The organism is Micromonospora sp. NPDC005237 (assembly GCF_040607775.1).
Lineage (GTDB): Bacteria > Actinomycetota > Actinomycetes > Mycobacteriales > Micromonosporaceae > Micromonospora.
The window spans coordinates 1-17,160 of record NZ_JBEXHJ010000013.1; the positions used below are offsets into that span (position 1 = coordinate 1).

Sequence of the window (17,160 nt, forward strand, 5' to 3'; positions counted from 1 at the left end):
TCCCGGTCCTCGCCACGCTCATCCCGGTCCTTGCCATGCTCATCCCGGTCCTTGCCATGCTCATCCCGGTCCTTGCCACGCTCATCCCGGTCCTTGCCACGCTCATCCCGGTCCTTACCGTCGTCCTGGCCTTCGGCCTGGCCGGCGTCGCTGACGTTCTGCTTCGGCGCCGCCTGCGAGTCGCTGGCCCGCTGTGCGTCGTCGGGCTTGTGGTCACGGGCAGCCAGCCCACCCAGTGCCGCCAGACCGACGACGCCGGTCAGGCCGGCCACGCCGGTGGCGACCCACAGCTTGCGTCGCCTAGTCGACGGCGCGGCCGCTGGGGCCCCGCCGTCGGGAGTCGTTACGTCGTTGGACATCAGAGCCTTCCGCCCTTTCCTGCTACCAGACGGGCTCGTACCACTTGAGCGGCACGAGCAGCTACAAATGGGTTGCAGCCTGTTATCCACACCGTATGAGAAGGATCCTCGCGAGGCGGACTTATCCGAAAAAAGCCCGCATTCGCCTCACGTCGGTCGGGTGGGTACACCGGGGCGCAGGGCGTGAAGAAAGGCCTGGGCAGCGCAAACAGCGACGGGCCCCGCCACCGGTGTCAGGACGACGGAAAACGTCGCCGGCACCGGGGGCGGGGCCCGCCGGGGGTCGTACCGGGTCAGCCGGGCAGGCGCGGACCCGCCTCGCGCTGCTCGGCCAGCCAGGTTTCCACCTCGTCGGAGCGGCGCGGCAGGCCGGCCGAGAGGTTCACCGCGCCGGTAGCGGTGACCAGGATGTCGTCCTCGATCCGCACGCCGGTGCCGCGCAGCTCCTCGGGGACCAGCTCGTCCTCCGGCTGGAAGTACAGCCCCGGCTCGACGGTCAGCACATAGCCCTCGCCGAGCACGCCGTCGCGGTAGTGCTCCTTGCGGGCGTTGGCGCAGTCGTGCACGTCGATGCCGAGCATGTGGCTGGTGCCGTGCAGCGTCCACCGGCGGTAGACCGTCGAGGCCGGGTCCATCGCCTCGTCCACGCTCACCGGGAGCAGCCCGAGGTCCTTGAGCGCCTCGGCGAGGACCCGCATGGCGGTCAGGTGGACGTCCTTGAACGCCACGCCGGGCTTGATGATGTCGATGCCGGCCTGCTGCGCGGCGTACACGGCGTCGTAGACCTGGCGCTGCAATGGGGTGAACCGGCCGTCGACCGGCAGCACCCGGGTGACGTCGGCGGTGTAGAGGTTGTGCCCCTCGACGCCCATGTCCATCAGCAGCAGGTCACCCGGACGGGTGGTGCCGTGGTTGTGCACCCAGTGCAGGATCGTGGCGTGCTCGCCGGCGCCGACGATCGAGCCGTACCCGACGTCGTTGCCGTCGTGGCGGGCGCGCAGCGCGAAGATCCCCTCCAGCAGTCGCTCCGAGACGGCGCGGTCGGCGGGGAGGATCCGGGCCACGTCCTCGAAGCCGCGCACCGTGGCGTTGACGGCGTCCTGAAGCTGGCCGATCTCCCACTCGTCCTTGACCAGCTTCTGCTCCGAGATGGCGGTCGCCAGCTCCCGGTCGCGGGGCGGCTGCCCCTCGGCGCGGACCCCGTCGTACGGGCGGACGGCCGCGTCGACCTGGGCGTCGAACCCGCGCAGCACCCGGGTGCGACCGGGTGCCAGGTCGGCCAGCGCCGCCTCCAGGCCGCTCAGGTCGGCGGTGGGCATGCCCAGCTCGGTGGACTTCTCGCCGAGGGTGTGTCGCCGGCCGACCCACAGCTCGCCGTGCCGGCTGCGGAAGAACTCGTCGGTCTCCCGGGACGAGCGGGGCCGCATGAACAGCGTCGCGTCGTGCCCCGAGCCGTTCGGGCGCAGCACCAGCACGCTGTCCGGGTCGTGGTCGCCGGTCAGGTAGGCGAAGTCGCTGCCCGGCCGGAACGGGTAGGTGGTGTCGTTGGCGCGGACCTTCTCGCCGCCGGTCGGGATGACCAGTGTCTCGCCGGGGAAGGCCGCCGAGAGCGCGGCGCGGCGCTTGGCGTAGTTGGGTGCCTCGGGACGGGGCGTGACCGGGAGTTCGGTGTCCCGCCAGCCCTGCCGCATGAAGGACAGGAACGCCTCCGGAAAGTCCGGATCGTGCGATTCCGTGCCGTCTGTCGGCGTACCGTCGGTGCGTTCCTCGGTCATTGCGCCGCTCCCTCCGCGTCGTTGCTGGTCCCGACGGTACCGCGTGCCCGGTTCGTGTTGGTGGCGGCCGGGAGCGCTCCGGATCGACGGACGGCTGCGACGGGCCGACGGACCGCGTGGAAAGATGACCACCATGTGCGGACTCCTGGCCTTCTTCAGCGCGAACGGCAACGCCGCCGCGCACCGCGACCACATCGCCGGAGCATTGGAATGCCTGCACCACCGCGGCCCCGACGAGACAGGGGTCGAGGTGGTCGGCGACGCCTCCGGCCGGTACGCGGACGGCGTGTTCGCCCACAAGCGGCTCGCCATCATCGACGTCGCGTCGAGTCACGAGCCGCTGCCCTACGCGAACGGCCGTTATCTGCTCACCTTCAACGGTGAGATCTACAACTACATCGAGCTGCGCGACGAGCTCGTCCGGAACTTCGGCGCGCAGTTCGCGACGGCCGGTGACGGCGAGGTGATCGTCGCCGGCTACCACTACTGGGGCGAGCAGGTGCTCACCCGCCTGCGTGGCATGTTCGCCTTCGTCATCTGGGACCGGCAGGAACGGCGCGCGTTCGGCGCCCGCGACTACTTCGGCATCAAGCCGCTGCACTACCTGGAGACCGCCGACGGCCTCTACCTGGCATCGGAGAAGAAGGCGCTGCTGCCGTTCGCGCACAGCAACTACCAGGGCGACGCGGGTGTCGACGCGGCCAACCTGAGCCACTACCTGACGCTGCAGTACGTTCCCGAGCCCGGCACCCTGCACAAGGGCATCAGCCGCATCGGCTCGGGGGAGTACCTGACCTGGTCCCCGGGCGGGCGGATCGACGTACGCCGGTGGTACCGGCCGGTGTTCCGGCCCGCGCCGGTCGACGACGAGCAGAAGCTCTACCACGAGATCCGCGAGACGCTGCGCGAGAGCGTACGCATGCACATGCGCTCCGACGTGCCGGTCGGGTCGTTCCTGTCCAGCGGCATCGACTCGACAGCGGTCGTCGCGCTGGCCCGCGAGTTCAACCCGAACATCCTCACCTTCACCGTCGGCTACGACGTGCCGGGATATTCGGAGATCGACGTCGCGCAGGAGTCGGCCCGGCACCTGGACGTCACCACCATCCCCACCAAGATCGGTCCGCAGGACATGATCGACGCGCTGCCGAAGATCGTCTGGCACCTGGACGACCCGGTGGCGGACCCGGCGCTGGTGCCGCTCTACTTCGTGGCGAAGAAGGCCGCCGAGCACGTCACGGTGGTGCTCTCCGGCGAGGGGGCCGACGAGTTCTTCGGCGGTTACACGATCTACCGGGAGCCGCTGTCGCTCGGCACCGTCAACGGCCTGCCCGGCGGCGTGCAGAAGGGCCTGCGGGCGGTCTCCAAGGCGATCCCGCAGGGGGTCAAGGGCAAGAGCTTCCTGGAGCGCGGCACCACCCCGATCGAGGAGCGCTACTACGGCAACGCCCGGATGTTCACCGAGGAGGAGAAGCAGCACCTGCTGCGCCGCTACGACCCCTCGGTGCGCTACACGGACGTGACCGCGCCGATCTACGCCGAGTGCACCGAGCTGGACGACGTCACCAAGATGCAGTACGTCGACCTCTACACCTGGCTGCGCGGCGACATCCTGGTCAAGGCCGACCGGATCTCGATGTCGCACTCGCTGGAGGTGCGGGTGCCTTTCCTCGACCGCGAGGTGTTCGACGTCGCGGCGAAGATTCCGGTGGATCTCAAGCTGCCGCCGCGCTCCGATGCCACCAAGTACGCGATGCGTCAGGCGTTGCAGGGTGTCGTGCCGCCGGCGATCGTCAACCGTAAGAAGCTGGGCTTCCCGACGCCCACCCGGGTCTGGCTGCGCGGCGAGATGTACGAGTGGGCCCGGCACGTGCTGAGCACCTCGGGCGCGGGTGACCTGCTCGACCTGTCGTACGCGCTGCGGCTGCTCGACGAGCACAAGCGGGAGGAGGCCGACCACTCCCGCAAGGTGTGGACGGTGCTGATCTTCTGCATCTGGCACGCCATCTTCGTGGCCAAGACGCTCGATCCGGGCATCCAGCGCAACCAGTCGGCTCTGCTGACGAAGCCGGTGGTCGGCTCCATGGTCCGCTGACCAGCGACCCCACCCTGTCGATCAAGAGGTTTGCGTCACCCGAGTGACTCCGGGTGACGCAAACCTCTTGATCATTTCAGGGAACCTCAGCGGCGCGCGCAGGTCACCGTCGGGATGCCGTTCGTTCCTGTGCTGCTGGCCAGGAAGCCGAACGTGGTCGTGCCCTCGGGTGCGACCGTGCCGTTGTACGAGACGTTCGTCGCCGTCACCGAGGCGCCGGACGTCGTCTGGGTGGCGCTCCAGATCTGATTGATCACCTGCCCGTTGGGCCAGGTCCAGCTCGCGGTCCAGCCGGCGAACGGCGTACTGCCGTGGTTCATGATCGTGACTTCGCCCTGGAAGCCGCCCTGCCAGGCGCTGGTCACCTTGTAGACGGCCATGCAGTCACCGGTCGACGGCGGCGGCATGGTCGGCGGCGGGGTGGTCGGCGGCCGCGTCGTGGGCGGAGGCGTGGTCGGCGGCGGGGTGGTCGGCGGCGGCGTGGTGGGCGGAGCCGTGGTCGGCGGCGGGGTGGTGGGCGGGTTCGAGCCGCCCGGACCCACACCGGTCACCTGGCCGGTGCCGCCGTCGAAGGCGACGTCGGAGCAGCCGAAGAAGTTCTCCTGCGAGTCCGAGCGCACCCAGCGGGAGTAGATGATGTGCCGGCCGCTCTTGCCCGACGGCAGGTTGCCGCTGAAGTAGTAGTGACCGTCATTGGTGCCGACGCCGCCGCGCTGCGGCGGGTTGGTCACCGTCAGGAACGGCTGCTCCTCCAGGTCACTCCAGGCCAGCGCCCGGGTCGGGCTCCAGCTGTCCTTGGTGACGTAGAAGTAGAAGGTGCCCGGGTGGTGCGCCCAGTTGCTGTACCGGAAGTCCAGTCGCGCGCCGGAGGTCAGGTGGGTCAGCGGCCAGTCGGTGCGGGGCAGGTCGTAGCCCCGGTAGCCGGTGTTGCCACCACTGCACAGCTGCCCGTCCGGAATGAAGCCGGTGGTGCGACCACCGGCGTCCGAGCGCAGCACGCTGAACCAGTTGTAGAGCGAGTTCGTCCCGCTCTGCGCCACCGCGGCGGCGCACGCGGGGTTGTTCGGCTTGATCTCGCCGGTCTGGCTGAGGCCGTCCTGCCAGCAGAGGTAGGTCCGGGCGCCCGGCGTCATCGCCGCGCCGTGCGCGGCGGCCGGTTGCGGACTGGACGCCAGGGCTACGGCGCCCAGCGCGAGGGTAAGGGCCGCGGTGAGCAACGCGGCCGTACGGGAACGGTTCACGGGTTCTCCTGACTCGCGAGGCGTGCCGCCCGAGCCGCCCCGCCGCAATCGGGTGGGGTTGTGGTGTCGTCGCAGCGCCGTGCGGGCGGTTGCGGCGATCACAGTGACGTGCCCCGGCCGAAGAGCGGCCAGCGGACACACGCCATCAACGGTCCTGTCCTGGACCGGTGCCCTCGCGTCGAACCAACCCGGCAACCGGCGGCGCGGCAGCCCTCGCACCGCCCGGTACGCGTCATCCCACCACGCGACCGTCGCCGACGCAATAGTCGATCCTCGATGTGTGAAAACGCGGGTGACGCGGCCCGTCGTGCCGTCGTCGGCTCACCCGTCTCCGGATCGGATCGGCGGGATCTCTCCTATAGTGATGGTCTGCATCCCCACGGCGACGACGGCCGTCCGGGCAGATCTCCCGCGTCGGGGCGGCGCACCTCGCCCTGTCGGTCGTACGGCGGGACCGGACGGCGACGAGACGAAGGAGGCGGCAGCGCGTGTCCGACGTGTTCGACGACCTGCACCGCCGCTGCCGCGCCGGCGAGCCGGTCGCCCTGGCCACCGTCGTCGCCACCTGGCGATCGGCGCCCCAGCCGCCCGGCGCCGCCATGCTCGTGGCCGCCGACGGCACGGTCACCGGCAGCGTCTCCGGCGGCTGCGTCGAGGCCGACCTCTACGAGCGCGCCCGCCACGTGCTCGACACCGGCGTACCCGAGCTGGTCCACTACGGCGTCAGCGACGACGAGGCGTACGCCGTGGGCCTGACCTGCGGCGGGATGCTGGACGTGTTCGTGGAGCGGATCGACGGCGGCGCCCTCGCGCAGTTGGACGCGGTCGCCGCCGCGCGGCGGGCCGGCGAACCGGCCGCGGTCATCACCTGCGTGGCCGCCGACGCCGGCGACCCCCCGGGCGCGGCCCCGACCGACCCGGCGGGGCGACTGGGCCGACGGCTGGTGCTGACCGGTGGGCAGGTGACCGGCTCGCTCGGCGACGACCGGCTGGACGACGCCGCGACCGACGACGCGCTCGGACTGCTCGCCGCCGGGCACAGCGGCGTGCTCCGGTACGGCTACCACGGGCAGCGCCGGGGCGCCGGCCTCAGCCTCTTCGTGGCCGCGTACGCCACCGCGCCCCGGATGATCGTCTTCGGGGCGATCGACTTCGCGGCCGCGGTGGCCCGGATCGGCGCGTTCCTCGGCTACCAGGTGACCGTCTGCGACGCCCGGGCCGTCTTCGCCACCGGGCGGCGCTTCCCGGACGCGCACGAGGTGGTGGTGCAGTGGCCGCACCGCTACCTGCGGGCCGAGGTCGACGCTGGCCGGGTCGACGCGCGCACCGTCGTCTGCGTACTCACCCACGACCCGAAGTTCGACGTGCCGCTGCTGGCGCTGGCCCTGCGCCAACCGTTGGCGTACGTCGGCGCGATGGGGTCACGGCGCACCCACGACGAGCGGCACAAGCTGCTGCGCGAGGCCGGGCTCAGCCCGGAGCAGCTCGACCGGCTCGCCTCACCGATCGGGCTGGACCTCGGCGGTCGTACGCCCGAGGAGACCGCGGTGAGCGTCGCCGCGCAGATCGTCGCCGCCCGCTGGGGCGGCAGCGGCCGGCCCCTGTCCGCGCTCGACGGGCCGATCCACCACCCGGGCTGACGCCGCACCGGTACCGCGTCTTCGCCGCCCAGCAGGGCGTCCGTTGTGCCAGCCTGGTGCCAGCGGACCATGTCCGCCCGATCGTTCCCTCGGCGGGCCGGCGTGCGGCACGCCGGGACGCTGCCGGCTGACGACGAAGGGACTTCGATGGGGTACGCGGTGGTGTTCGGCGAGGCGCTCGTCGACCTGCTCGACACCGAGCGCGACGGGGAACGGGTCTACCGGCAGGCGATCGGCGGTGGGCCGCTCAACGTCGCCGTCGGGGTGACCCGGCTCGGCGGTGCGGCGCAGTTCGTCGGCTCGCTCGGCGACGACGTGCTGGGCGGGCGGATCCGCGGCTTCCTGACCGATGTCGGCGTCGGTCTCGCCGGTGCGGTCACGGTGCCGGCGTCGACCGCGCTCGCGGTGGTCACGTACGACGGGCCGGAACCCGACTTCCGCTTCTACGGCGAGCCGCCCTCCTACAGCCTGCTCGGCGCCGACGAGCTGGACCTGGCGCTGCTGGAGGGCGCGGACGTGCTCTACTGCGGCTCGGTCGTGTTGGTGCAACCGCGCACCCTGGCCGCCGCGCGCCGGGCCTGGTCGCTCGCCGCCGGGCTGCGCGTCTTCGACCCGAACGTACGCCCCCACCTGCTCGACGGGCCGGCCGCGCTGGAGGGGCTGCGCGAGGTGGTGGCTGAGTTCGCGGCGGGCGCGCACCTGGTCAAGCTGAGCACCGCCGACGCCGCGCTGCTCTACCCGCGCGAGCCGGTCGAGGGGGTGGCCGCGTACCTGCGTGAGCTGGGCGCGGCCACGGTGGTGGTGACGCTCGGTGCGGCCGGCGCGGTGCTGGCCGCCGCCGGTGCGGATCCGGTACGGGTGCGGGCCCCCAAGGTCAACGCCATCGACGCCACCGGCGCCGGCGACTCGGTCATGGCCGCGCTGATCGCCGACCTGCTTCTCGACGGCGAGCCCGACGACCCGGCGGGCTGGGTCGAGCGGGTGGCCTTCGCGCTGCGGGTGGCGGGCCTCGTCTGCGAATCCCCGGGCGGCGCCACCGCCATGCCCACCCGCACCGACGTCGAGCGCCGCTTCGGCAGCTAGACGGTGCCGTTGAGCTCGTTGTAGCCGCGGCGGGCGGCGATCAGGGCGGCACGGGCCCCGAAGGGGGCCTCGGCGGCCACCCGCTCCGGTGGCGCGTCGCCGGTGTGCGCGGCGCGGATCAGCCAGGCCAGTCGCGCCAGTTCGGCGTGCTGGGCGCGGACGAACCCGACGTCCACCGGGTCGCCGTGGCCCGGCACGACCACCGTGCGCGCGGTGGTCAGCCGCAGCAGGTCCGCGACCGCGTCCGGCCACTGCAGGGGGTACGAGTCCTCGAAGGCGGGCGGGCCGCTCTGCTCCACCAGGTCGCCGGCGACGAGCACGTCCGCGTCGGGCACGTGCACCACGACGTCGGCGTCGGTGTGCCCGCGCCCCGGGTGCCGCAGCAGCACCCGCCGGCCACCCAGGTCGAGTGCGGTCTCGGTGTGCACCGTGTGCGTCGGAGCGAGCAGCGGGGTGTCGGCCAGCTCGGCTGCCAGCTCCGGGTGCTCCGTGCGCACCTCCTCGTACGCCTCCCGGCGCAGCCGCTCCGGCTCGTCGCGCAGGGCCGCGGCGGCCCGCTCGTGCGCGTACACCGGTCGGGGTGGGTCGCCGGCCAGGACGGCGTTGCCGAAGCAGTGGTCGTAGTGGTGGTGGGTGTTGACAAGCGTCAGCGGACGGTCGGTCACCCGCCCGACGGCGGCGGCCAGCTCGGTGGCCTGCCCGGCCGAGGAGAGCGTGTCCACCAGCAGCGCCTCGTCGTCGCCGACGACCAGGGTGACGTTGACCCGCAGCAGGGGCTCGCGCAGCACGTACACCCGGTCGGCGACCTCGCTGAACCCGGCGCTCACGACGACCGTCCGGCCCGGTCGACGAAGCGTTGCCGGTCCACCAGGATCCGGTCGACCCGGCCCCGGGCCACCGTCTGGTCGCCGTCCGCGACGGTGACCTCGAACGACAACCGGCGACCGTCGACCGTCGCGAGCAGCGCCTGCGCCCGTACCGTGCGCCCGACCACCGTCGGCGCGAGGTGCTCCAACTCGACCCGGGTGCCGACAGTTGTCGACCCGGGCGGCAGCGTGGCCGCCGTGGCCGCGACGGTGGCCGCCTCGGCGAGCGCGAGCACCCGGGGTGTGCCCAGCACCGGTACGTCCCCCGAACCGACCGCCTGGGCGGTGTCCGTGTCGGTGACGGTCAGTTCGACCTGGGCGGTCAGACCCGGCGCGAAGGCCGGCTCGGGCTGCTCCTGCATGGTCGTCAGCCTAGGTGCTCGCCGAGCCCGTCGCGCACGCGCCCGACGATCCGCACACCGACCGCCGTCCACGTGTGCACGGCTTCGCCGGGTGGTCCCCGTCGGTCGATGCCGTACCCGTCGTTAACCTTGACCGCGATGGCCGTCGTGACTGACCCCCAACCCCCCGCCCGGACCGACCCGCCCGCGTCCCCGGACGGGGGCCGTCGGCGCGTCGTCGCCATGACGATCTGGGCGGTCGCCTTCGTCGCCGCCTGGCTGGCGATCGGGCTGCCCACCGACCCCGCGTACGCCTTCGTGTGGATCTGGCTGGCGACGATCGCCTGGAACAGCGACCGGCCGTGGCGCAGCCACCTGCGCTTCGCCCGGGACTGGGTGCCGGTGGTGCTGCTGTTCGTCGTCTACAACCTCTCGCGCGGGTTCGCCGACAACGGGGCCACCCCGCACGCCATGGAGCTGATCGTCGCCGACCGGTTCATGTTCGGCTGGGCCACCGGCGGGGAGGTGCCCACCATCTGGTTGCAGGAGCACCTGTACCGCCCGCAGGTGCACTGGTGGGACGTCGCGGCGAGCTGGGTGTACTTCTCGCACTTCGTGGTGGCGCTGACCGCCGCCGCGGTGCTCTGGCTGCGCGACCGGCGCCGCTGGGCCGCGTACATGCGGCGTTGGGGTTTCCTCTGCGCCGCCGGCCTGGTGACCTACTTCGTGTACCCGGCCGCCCCGCCGTGGTGGGCGGCGCAGAACGGCCTGCTCACCGAGGTCGCCCGGATCTCCACCCGGGGTTGGAAGGCGTTCGGCATGCACGGCGCCGGCAACGTGCTCAACGCCGGCCAGATCGCCTCGAACCCGGTCGCCGCGATGCCGTCGCTGCACACCGCGTGGGCGCTGTTCGTGGTGCTGTTCTTCCTGACCACCACCCGTCGCCGCTGGTGGCCGCTGCTGCTCGCGTACCCGCTGGCGATGACCTTCACCCTGGTCTACTCCGGTGAGCACTACGTGATCGACGTGCTGGTGGGCTGGACGTACGTCGGGCTCACCTACCTGGTCGTCGGCCTGGCCGAGCGCGGCTGGGCGGCGCTACGGGCCCGCCGAGCGAGGGCCGCCGACGAACCACCAGGGCAAACCGTCATCCCCGACCCATCAGCCGCCAGACACCCCACACCAAGCGACCAACCAGCGATACCCGCCGACCACTAACCGACCCCGCCCAGCCCTGCCCTGCCCTGCCCTGCCCTGCCCCCGCCCTGCCCCCGTCGATCATGAAGTTATTGGCCGTCCGCTCGGCGTGTCGGGGCAATAACTTCATGATCACCGGAGGGGTGGGGTGGGGTGGGGTGGGGTTAGGGCGTGCGGCGGGCTTTGGTTGCTCGGGTGGTCAGCTCGGCTGCCAGGGCCCACGCCTCGGTGAGGTCCCGGTCCTGGGCGGCCGCGCCTGAGCCGCCGGCGGTGTCCGCGTACACGGTCGCCAGCCTCAGTCGGCGCTGCACCGGCCCCTGCACCACCCGCACGCTCTGGATCCGCGCGTACGGCACGATCGCCAACTGCCGGGTGAGCAGCCCGGACCGGGTGGCGAAGACCCGCTCGAACAGACCCGCCCCGAGCGCGCCGCGCCCGAGCGGGTGCAGCCAGCGCGTCCGGGGCGGTGGTGGGCTCAGCGTCAGCGCGTCCAGGCGTACGCCCGGCAGCACCTCGGCGACGATCATCGTGGCGGTCGGCAGGTCGCCGACCGGCAGCAGCCGGTCCGGCCGGTTGCGGTCGTCGGCCTCCGCCACGGAGTAGCCGGCCACCTCCAACCGCAGCCGCAGCCAGTCGTTGACCCGCCACAGCAGCGGCCAGGTGGCCCGCACGGTCTGGACCCGGTCCAGCGGCACGGTCTGCGCCCGCGTCTCCAGCAGGCCGTTGTGCACCCGCAGGGTGCCGCCGTCGCGGGCCAGCCGGAAGTTCCAGTCGTCGAGCACCCGGCGGATCGGTTGCAGCAGCACACCGGCCATCGCGGTGAGCGTGCTCGCCACCGCGACGAAGGACCACGACCCGGCGGTGACGAACTGCACCACGACGAAGGCCACGCCGAACGGGAGCAGGAACGCCTGCGGGGTGAGCAACTGACTGACCAGCAGGTTCTGGTTGCGCACCGCGTGCAGCGGTCGTCCCGCCGAGGCCGTCGGCGTCCCGGGTTCCGTCAAAGACGCGGTGACGCCGGGCGGGGGCGGCGGGGTCGTCCGCCCGGCGAGCGTCAGCAGCCGCTCGCGCAGGCGGGCCGCGTCGGCCACTCCGAGGTACGCCAGCGGCGCCTCGGTCTTGCCTCCGCCGACCACCTCCAGGCGCAGCTCGGCCAGGCCGGTGAGCTGGGCGAGCAGCGGCCGGACCACCTCCACGGCCTGCAACCGCTCCAGCGGGATGGCCCGGGTACGCCGCCAGAGCAGCCCTTCGTGCACCCGCAGTTCGCGGCCCACCACGTGGTAGCCGGTGTTGTACCAGCTGATCACCGACAGCACGGTCGCGCCGAGCGCCAGCACCACCACCATGGCGGCGAACCAGCCGAAGCCGACCCGCGACAGCGTCGACCAGGACAAGCCCGCGATCACCACGACCAGCGACTTGGCGCCGTGCAGCAGCGGGCTGAGCGGGTGCAGCCGCTGCCGCGGCTCACCGTCACCGCCGCCCGGCGACGCCGGCCAGGGGTAGACCGCCCCGGGCGGCACCCCAGACGGCCCCGCGGGGTACGGCACCCCAGGCGGTCCCGCGGGGTACGGCGGAGCAGGCGGACCGGGATGTGGCGGAGTGGGCGGGCCAACGGGGTGCGGTGCGCCGGCGGCAGGCGCGCTGCCGGCGGCAGGCGGTGCGCCGGCAGGAGGCGCGCTGCCGGCGGGCAGCGGAGGCCGGGTGTCCGGCTCGGCGGGACCGTCGCTCATCGGGCCGGCTCTCGGCGGTGCCGACGGTCACCCGCGCGGGCGGTCACAGCCCCTCCGCCCGGTCCTCGCCCAGCGCGGTGAGCCGGTCGCGCAGTCGGGACGCCTCCGCCGGACGCAGCCCCGGCACCCGCGCGTCACTGGCGGCCGCCGCCGTGTGCAGCTGCACCGTGGCCAGGTCGAAGGCACGCTCCAGCGGACCGGCGCTCACGTCGACGAACTGCATGCGGGAGTACGGGACGATGGACAACCGCCGGACCAGCAGCCCGTGCCGTACCAGCAGGTCGTCGTCGCGCTCGGCGTAGCCCCAGACGCGGACCGCGCGGACGATGGCCGTGGCCCGCCACGCGCCGAGCACCACCACGAGGGCGAGGGCGAGCCCGAACAGCCAGTGGCCGCTCAGCGCCCAGCCGATCGCGGTCACCGCCAGGCCGATGGCCACCACGACCCCGAGCCGGATCAGCTCCACCCAGATCAGGTTGGTGGAGATCGGCTGCCACCGGACGGTGTCCGGCCAGGGCTCCAGCGGCCCTCGCCCCGACGACTGCGGACCGGAGTGGGGCACCGGGCCCGTGCCCGACGGCAGGAGACCAGGCGACGGCAGGTCGGACGGGGGCGGACCGGCGTCGTACCCGCCGCGCGGAGGCGATGCGGCGTCGTACCCGCCGGGCGGGGGCAGGGCGCTCGGCGGCAGCGGGGCCGGCCACGACACGTCCGGTGGGGAAGGGTCCGGGCCGAGTGTGCCGGGCGCCGGGAACGCGCCGGGTGGCGGCGCGACGCCGGGTGGCGGCGGACTGGCCGGGGAGGTGAGGTCGGGGGAGGTCGGGCGGTCGACGCGGTCCTCCGCGCTCACCGGCGGGCGCCGTTCCGCACGCCGCGACGCCGCACGATCCGTGCGCCGTGTGCCGCCGCCTCGCCCTGCCCGTCGGCGGCGCGGAGCGCCCCGCTGCCGTGCCTCATCGGTCGCTCGCTGCGCTCGCTCACGTGTCGAGGGTAGGCGATCCGGGCACCGGAGTGACGGCACGAAGGAAGCCGCGAACGTTCAGGAATTCGCCGAGACTGCCGCGGTGCTCGGCGCAGGCCAGCCAGGTCTTGCGCCGATCGGCGGTGTGCAGGCGCGGATTGTTCCACTCCAGCGCCCAGACGGCGGGGGCGCGGCAGCCCCGGGCCGAGCAGACCAGGGGCTCGTCGGCAGGGGAGGGGAGGCTCATCCGGGCCAGTCTAGGGCGGCCGGACGGAAAGCTTGAGCGCCGGGCGGCCACGGGGGGAGCCGCCCGGCGACGGGGTGAATCGTACACACGGCGGGCCGGTCCCTGTCCACCCGTGACACGCGATTCGGGCATTGGACGCCCGCGGCGAAAATCGGCTTCTCCCCACCTCGGCACTCAGGAAGGCGTGCGAGGCTTGATACCGCACCAGCCGCGACGACCGACCAACGCTGTGGAGGACCGGTGGCCCAGCCGACCACGCCCGACGCCCCGACGCCGAACGGGACGGCACCGGACACACCCGCACCGGTGACCACGCCCGCGCAGGACGCCAGCCTGCTGGAGAAGGCGCTCTTCGAGATCAAACGGGTGATCGTCGGGCAGGACCGGATGGTCGAGCGGATGTTCGTCGCGCTGCTCGCCCGGGGTCACTGCCTGCTCGAAGGCGTGCCCGGCGTGGCCAAGACCCTGGCCGTGGAGACCCTCGCCAAGGTCGTCGGCGGGTCCTTCGCCCGGGTGCAGTTCACCCCGGACCTGGTGCCGGCCGACATCATGGGCACCCGGATCTACCGGCAGTCGAGCGAGAAGTTCGACGTCGAGCTGGGCCCGGTCTTCGTCAACTTCCTGCTCGCCGACGAGATCAACCGCGCTCCGGCCAAGGTGCAGTCGGCGCTGCTGGAGGTCATGAGCGAGCGCCAGGTGTCGATCGGCGGGGAGAGCCACCGGGTGCCCGATCCGTTCCTGGTGATGGCCACCCAAAACCCGATCGAGCAGGAGGGCGTCTACCCGCTGCCGGAGGCGCAGCGGGACCGGTTCCTCATGAAGATCGTCGTGGGCTACCCGACCGACGCCGAGGAGCGGGAGATCGTCTACCGGATGGGCGTGACCGCCCCGGAGCCGACGGCGGTCTTCGACACCCCCGAGCTGATCGCCCTGCAACGCAAGGCCGACCAGGTCTTCGTGCACAACGCGCTGGTCGACTACGCGGTGCGCCTGGTGCTGGCCACCCGCGCACCCGCCGAGCACGGCATGCCGGACGTCGCCCAGCTGATCCAGTACGGGGCCAGCCCGCGCGCCTCGCTCGGTCTGGTCCGGGCCACCCGCGCGCTGGCGCTGCTGCGCGGGCGCGACTACGCCCTGCCGCAGGACGTGCAGGACATCGCCCCGGACATCCTGCGCCACCGGCTGGTGCTCAGCTACGACGCGCTCGCCGACGACGTGCCGGCCGACCACATCGTGCACCGGGTGATGTCGACCATCCCGCTCCCGGCCGTCGCGCCCCGACAGCAGGCCACCCCGCCGCCGAGTACCCCGCCGCCGGGCGCCGGCTGGCCCGGGCAGCGGCCGTGACCTCACCCACCCCTCGTCCCGCCCCCGACCGCAGCGAGGCCGTGCTGTCCCGACTCCAGTTGCTGGTCACCCGCAAGCTCGATGGTCTGCTCCAGGGTGACTACGCTGGCCTGCTCCCGGGGCCGGGCAGCGAGGCGGGCGAGTCGCGGGAGTACCGCCCCGGTGACGACGTACGCCGGATGGACTGGCCGGTGACCGCGCGGACCACGACCCCGCACGTGCGGCGGACGGTCGCGGACCGGGAGTTGGAGACGTGGCTGGCCCTGGACCTCTCGGCCAGCCTGGACTTCGGCACCGGGCAGTGGCTCAAGCGGGAGGTGGTGGTGGCCGCCGCTGCCGCCATCACCCATCTGACCGTGCGCGGCGGCAACCGGATCGGCGCGGTGATCGGCACCGGTGGCGGCGCGTCCGCACCGGCGCGACGGTGGCGCGGTGGCCCGCCGCCGGTCGGGCCGGGGGTGCTCACCCGACTGCCGGCCCGCTCCGGCCGCAAGGAGGCGCAGGGCCTGCTGCGGGCCGTCGCCGGCACCGCGATCCAGCCCGGCCGGGGCGATCTGGGCGCGCTGGTCGACATGCTCAACCGCCCGCCCCGGCGGCGCGGGGTGGCCGTGGTGGTCTCGGACTTCCTGGCGCCGACCGAGCAGTGGGCCCGGCCGATGCGCAAGCTGCGTGTCCGGCACGACGTGCTGGCGATCGAGGTGGTGGACCCGCGCGAGCTGGAGTTGCCCGACGTGGGGGTGCTGCCGGTGGTCGACCCGGAGAGCGGTGAGCTGCACGAGGTGCAGACCGCCGACCCGCGGCTGCGGCAGCGCTACGCCGAGGCCGCCGCCGCCCAACGGGCCACGATCGCCGCCGCGCTGCGTGGCGCCGGCGCGGCCCACCTGCGTCTGCGTACCGACCGAGACTGGCTGCTGGACATGGTGCGTTTCGTGGCCGCGCAGCGGCACGCCCGCACCCGGGGGACGACACGATGATCCGTTTTCTGCAACCGTGGTGGCTGCTGGCCGTGCTGCCGGTGCTCGCCCTCGCCGCGTTCTACATCTGGCGGCAGCTGCACCGCCGGGCGTACGCGATGCGGTTCACCAACGTGGACCTGCTGCGGACCGTCGCGCCGAAGGGTCTGGGCTGGCGGCGGCACGTGCCGGCGACCGCGTTCCTGCTCTGCCTGCTGGTGCTCGCCACGGCGCTGGCCCGTCCGGCGGTGGACACCAAGGAGCCGCTGGAGCGGGCCACGGTGATGCTCGCCATCGACGTGTCGCTGTCCATGCAGGCCGACGACGTGGCGCCGAACCGGCTGGAGGCCGCGCAGGAGGCGGCCAAGCAGTTCGTGAGCGAGCTACCGGAGAGCTACAACCTGGGTCTCGTCTCGTTCGCCAAGGCGGCCAACGTGCTCGTGCCGCCGGGCAAGGACCGGGACGCGGTGACCGCCGCGATCGACGGGCTGGTGCTGGCCGAGGCGACCGCGACGGGCGAGGCGGTGTTCACCTGCCTGGAGGCGATCCGGTCGGTGCCGGCCGACGGCGCGGCGGGTATCCCACCGGCGCGGATCGTGCTGCTGTCGGACGGGTTCCGCACCTCCGGCCGGTCGGTGGAGGAGGCGGCGGCTGCCGCGCAGGCGGCCAACGTGCCGGTCTCCACCATCGCGTTCGGCACCGACACCGGTCAGGTCGACATCGGTGGGCAGCTCCAGCGGGTGCCGGTGGACCGGCTCGCCCTCGCGGAGCTGGCCGAGACCACCGAGGGCTACTTCTACGAGGCGGCCTCGGTGAGCGAGCTGAAGCAGGTCTACCAGGACATGGGCAGCTCGATCGGGTTCCGCACCGAGCCGCGCGAGGTGACCCAGTGGTACGCGGGGTTGGCGCTGCTGCTGGCGCTCTGCGCCGGCGCGCTCAGCCTGCTCTGGTCGTCGCGGATGCTCTGAGGGCGGCCAGGGCAGCGGACGGCCAGGGAAGAGACAGGCAGCGAACGGCCGGGGAAGAGAACGGGCCGGCGGTGGTCAGTGACCGCCGCCGGCCAGGACGAAGACGACGGCCACCCAGACGGCGGCGAGGGTGAAGCCCAGCGGGGCGACGTAGCGGCTCATGGACGGCTCCGAGTGGCGGCTGGACGGTCCGCGTGCGGGGGGCGGACCGCAGGGGGTGGGGACGCGCACACGAAGTCGTGACCGGGCGGCTCCCGGCGACCGTCCGGTGACCGGACGGCGCGGCACACGCGCCCCGGCGTCAGCCGAGGCGGTGGGGGAGCGGAGCGGGGTCAGCTCGCCAGACTGAGT

Annotated in this window: 16 protein-coding genes and 1 pseudogene; 7 read left to right on the top strand and 10 right to left on the bottom strand. The window is 73.0% G+C overall.

Annotated elements, in window-relative coordinates; translation table 11 throughout:
* Nucleotides 1-272 (bottom strand): annotated as a pseudogene (locus ABZT87_RS28525) (hypothetical protein); the annotation flags it as partial.
* 380 nt (nt 273-652) lie between these two features.
* The gene (locus tag ABZT87_RS28530) at nt 653-2,134 is read right to left on the bottom strand and encodes an aminopeptidase P family protein (protein WP_355139356.1); all 1,482 of its coding nucleotides are present in this window, start codon (nt 2,132-2,134) and stop codon (nt 653-655) included.
* Nucleotides 2,135-2,267: 133 nt separating this feature from the next.
* Between ABZT87_RS28530 and asnB the strand changes: the two genes are divergently transcribed.
* Nucleotides 2,268-4,229 carry an asparagine synthase (glutamine-hydrolyzing) gene (gene asnB, locus ABZT87_RS28535; protein ID WP_354863278.1) on the top strand — a complete coding sequence of 654 codons (1,962 nt, stop codon included), beginning with the start codon at nt 2,268-2,270 and terminating at the stop codon, nt 4,227-4,229.
* Between the two features lie 86 nt (nt 4,230-4,315).
* Here the strand turns inward: asnB and ABZT87_RS28540 are convergent, their stop codons facing one another.
* Nucleotides 4,316-5,470, bottom strand: coding sequence for a lytic polysaccharide monooxygenase (locus tag ABZT87_RS28540; protein WP_355139358.1), 1,155 nt, complete (start codon nt 5,468-5,470; stop codon nt 4,316-4,318).
* Nucleotides 5,471-5,958: 488 nt separating this feature from the next.
* Between ABZT87_RS28540 and ABZT87_RS28545 the strand changes: the two genes are divergently transcribed.
* Together ABZT87_RS28545 and ABZT87_RS28550 are read left to right on the top strand one after the other, a co-directional pair.
* A complete protein-coding gene (locus ABZT87_RS28545; protein ID WP_355139360.1) occupies nt 5,959-7,110 on the top strand; it encodes an XdhC family protein in 1,152 nt (383 codons plus the stop codon).
* A gap of 147 nt (nt 7,111-7,257) precedes the next feature.
* Nucleotides 7,258-8,193 (top strand): carbohydrate kinase, encoded by a 936-nt coding sequence (locus ABZT87_RS28550; protein ID WP_355139362.1) that lies wholly within the window; start codon nt 7,258-7,260, stop codon nt 8,191-8,193.
* On the opposite strand, the gene ABZT87_RS28555 is transcribed toward ABZT87_RS28550, so the two are convergent.
* A complete protein-coding gene (locus tag ABZT87_RS28555) occupies nt 8,190-9,020 on the bottom strand; it encodes an MBL fold metallo-hydrolase (protein ID WP_355067137.1) in 831 nt (276 codons plus the stop codon). The two genes, ABZT87_RS28550 and ABZT87_RS28555, sit on opposite strands and share 4 nt — an antisense overlap.
* On the bottom strand, nt 9,017-9,421 hold the full coding sequence (locus ABZT87_RS28560) for a hotdog domain-containing protein (protein WP_354862978.1): 405 nt from the start codon (nt 9,419-9,421) through the stop codon (nt 9,017-9,019). The genes ABZT87_RS28555 and ABZT87_RS28560 overlap by 4 nt, the downstream gene beginning before the upstream one ends.
* 138 nt (nt 9,422-9,559) lie before the next feature.
* Here ABZT87_RS28560 and ABZT87_RS28565 point away from each other — a divergent pair, with 138 nt between their 5' ends.
* Nucleotides 9,560-10,618 carry a phosphatase PAP2 family protein gene (locus ABZT87_RS28565; RefSeq protein WP_355139364.1) on the top strand — a complete coding sequence of 353 codons (1,059 nt, stop codon included), beginning with the start codon at nt 9,560-9,562 and terminating at the stop codon, nt 10,616-10,618.
* A gap of 143 nt (nt 10,619-10,761) precedes the next feature.
* Here ABZT87_RS28565 and ABZT87_RS28570 read toward each other — a convergent pair whose 3' ends face one another.
* From ABZT87_RS28570 to ABZT87_RS28585, 4 genes are all read right to left on the bottom strand, one after another.
* On the bottom strand, nt 10,762-12,123 hold the full coding sequence (locus ABZT87_RS28570) for a PH domain-containing protein (protein WP_355139484.1): 1,362 nt from the start codon (nt 12,121-12,123) through the stop codon (nt 10,762-10,764).
* A 253-nt stretch (nt 12,124-12,376) separates the two neighbouring features.
* Nucleotides 12,377-12,916, bottom strand: a complete 540-nt coding sequence (locus ABZT87_RS28575; protein ID WP_355139486.1) for a PH domain-containing protein — start codon at nt 12,914-12,916, stop codon at nt 12,377-12,379.
* Between the two features lie 263 nt (nt 12,917-13,179).
* Nucleotides 13,180-13,314 (bottom strand): hypothetical protein, encoded by a 135-nt coding sequence (locus ABZT87_RS28580; protein WP_354861690.1) that lies wholly within the window; start codon nt 13,312-13,314, stop codon nt 13,180-13,182.
* A complete protein-coding gene (locus tag ABZT87_RS28585; RefSeq protein WP_354861692.1) occupies nt 13,311-13,541 on the bottom strand; it encodes a hypothetical protein in 231 nt (76 codons plus the stop codon). Before ABZT87_RS28585 ends, ABZT87_RS28580 begins: the two co-directional genes overlap by 4 nt.
* 240 nt (nt 13,542-13,781) lie before the next feature.
* Between ABZT87_RS28585 and ABZT87_RS28590 the strand changes: the two genes are divergently transcribed.
* From ABZT87_RS28590 to ABZT87_RS28600, 3 genes are read left to right on the top strand one after another with little or no spacing between them, the layout of a single operon-like run.
* Nucleotides 13,782-14,888, top strand: a complete 1,107-nt coding sequence (locus ABZT87_RS28590) for a MoxR family ATPase (RefSeq protein ID WP_354861694.1) — start codon at nt 13,782-13,784, stop codon at nt 14,886-14,888.
* Nucleotides 14,867-15,862, top strand: a complete 996-nt coding sequence (locus tag ABZT87_RS28595) for a DUF58 domain-containing protein (RefSeq protein ID WP_355067175.1) — start codon at nt 14,867-14,869, stop codon at nt 15,860-15,862. The genes ABZT87_RS28590 and ABZT87_RS28595 overlap by 22 nt, the downstream gene beginning before the upstream one ends.
* A complete protein-coding gene (locus ABZT87_RS28600) occupies nt 15,859-16,809 on the top strand; it encodes a VWA domain-containing protein (protein WP_355139366.1) in 951 nt (316 codons plus the stop codon). The genes ABZT87_RS28595 and ABZT87_RS28600 overlap by 4 nt, the downstream gene beginning before the upstream one ends.
* A 75-nt stretch (nt 16,810-16,884) precedes the next feature.
* Here ABZT87_RS28600 and ABZT87_RS28605 read toward each other — a convergent pair whose 3' ends face one another.
* Nucleotides 16,885-17,040, bottom strand: coding sequence for a hypothetical protein (locus ABZT87_RS28605; protein ID WP_354861697.1), 156 nt, complete (start codon nt 17,038-17,040; stop codon nt 16,885-16,887).
* Nucleotides 17,041-17,160 lie beyond the last annotated feature (120 nt).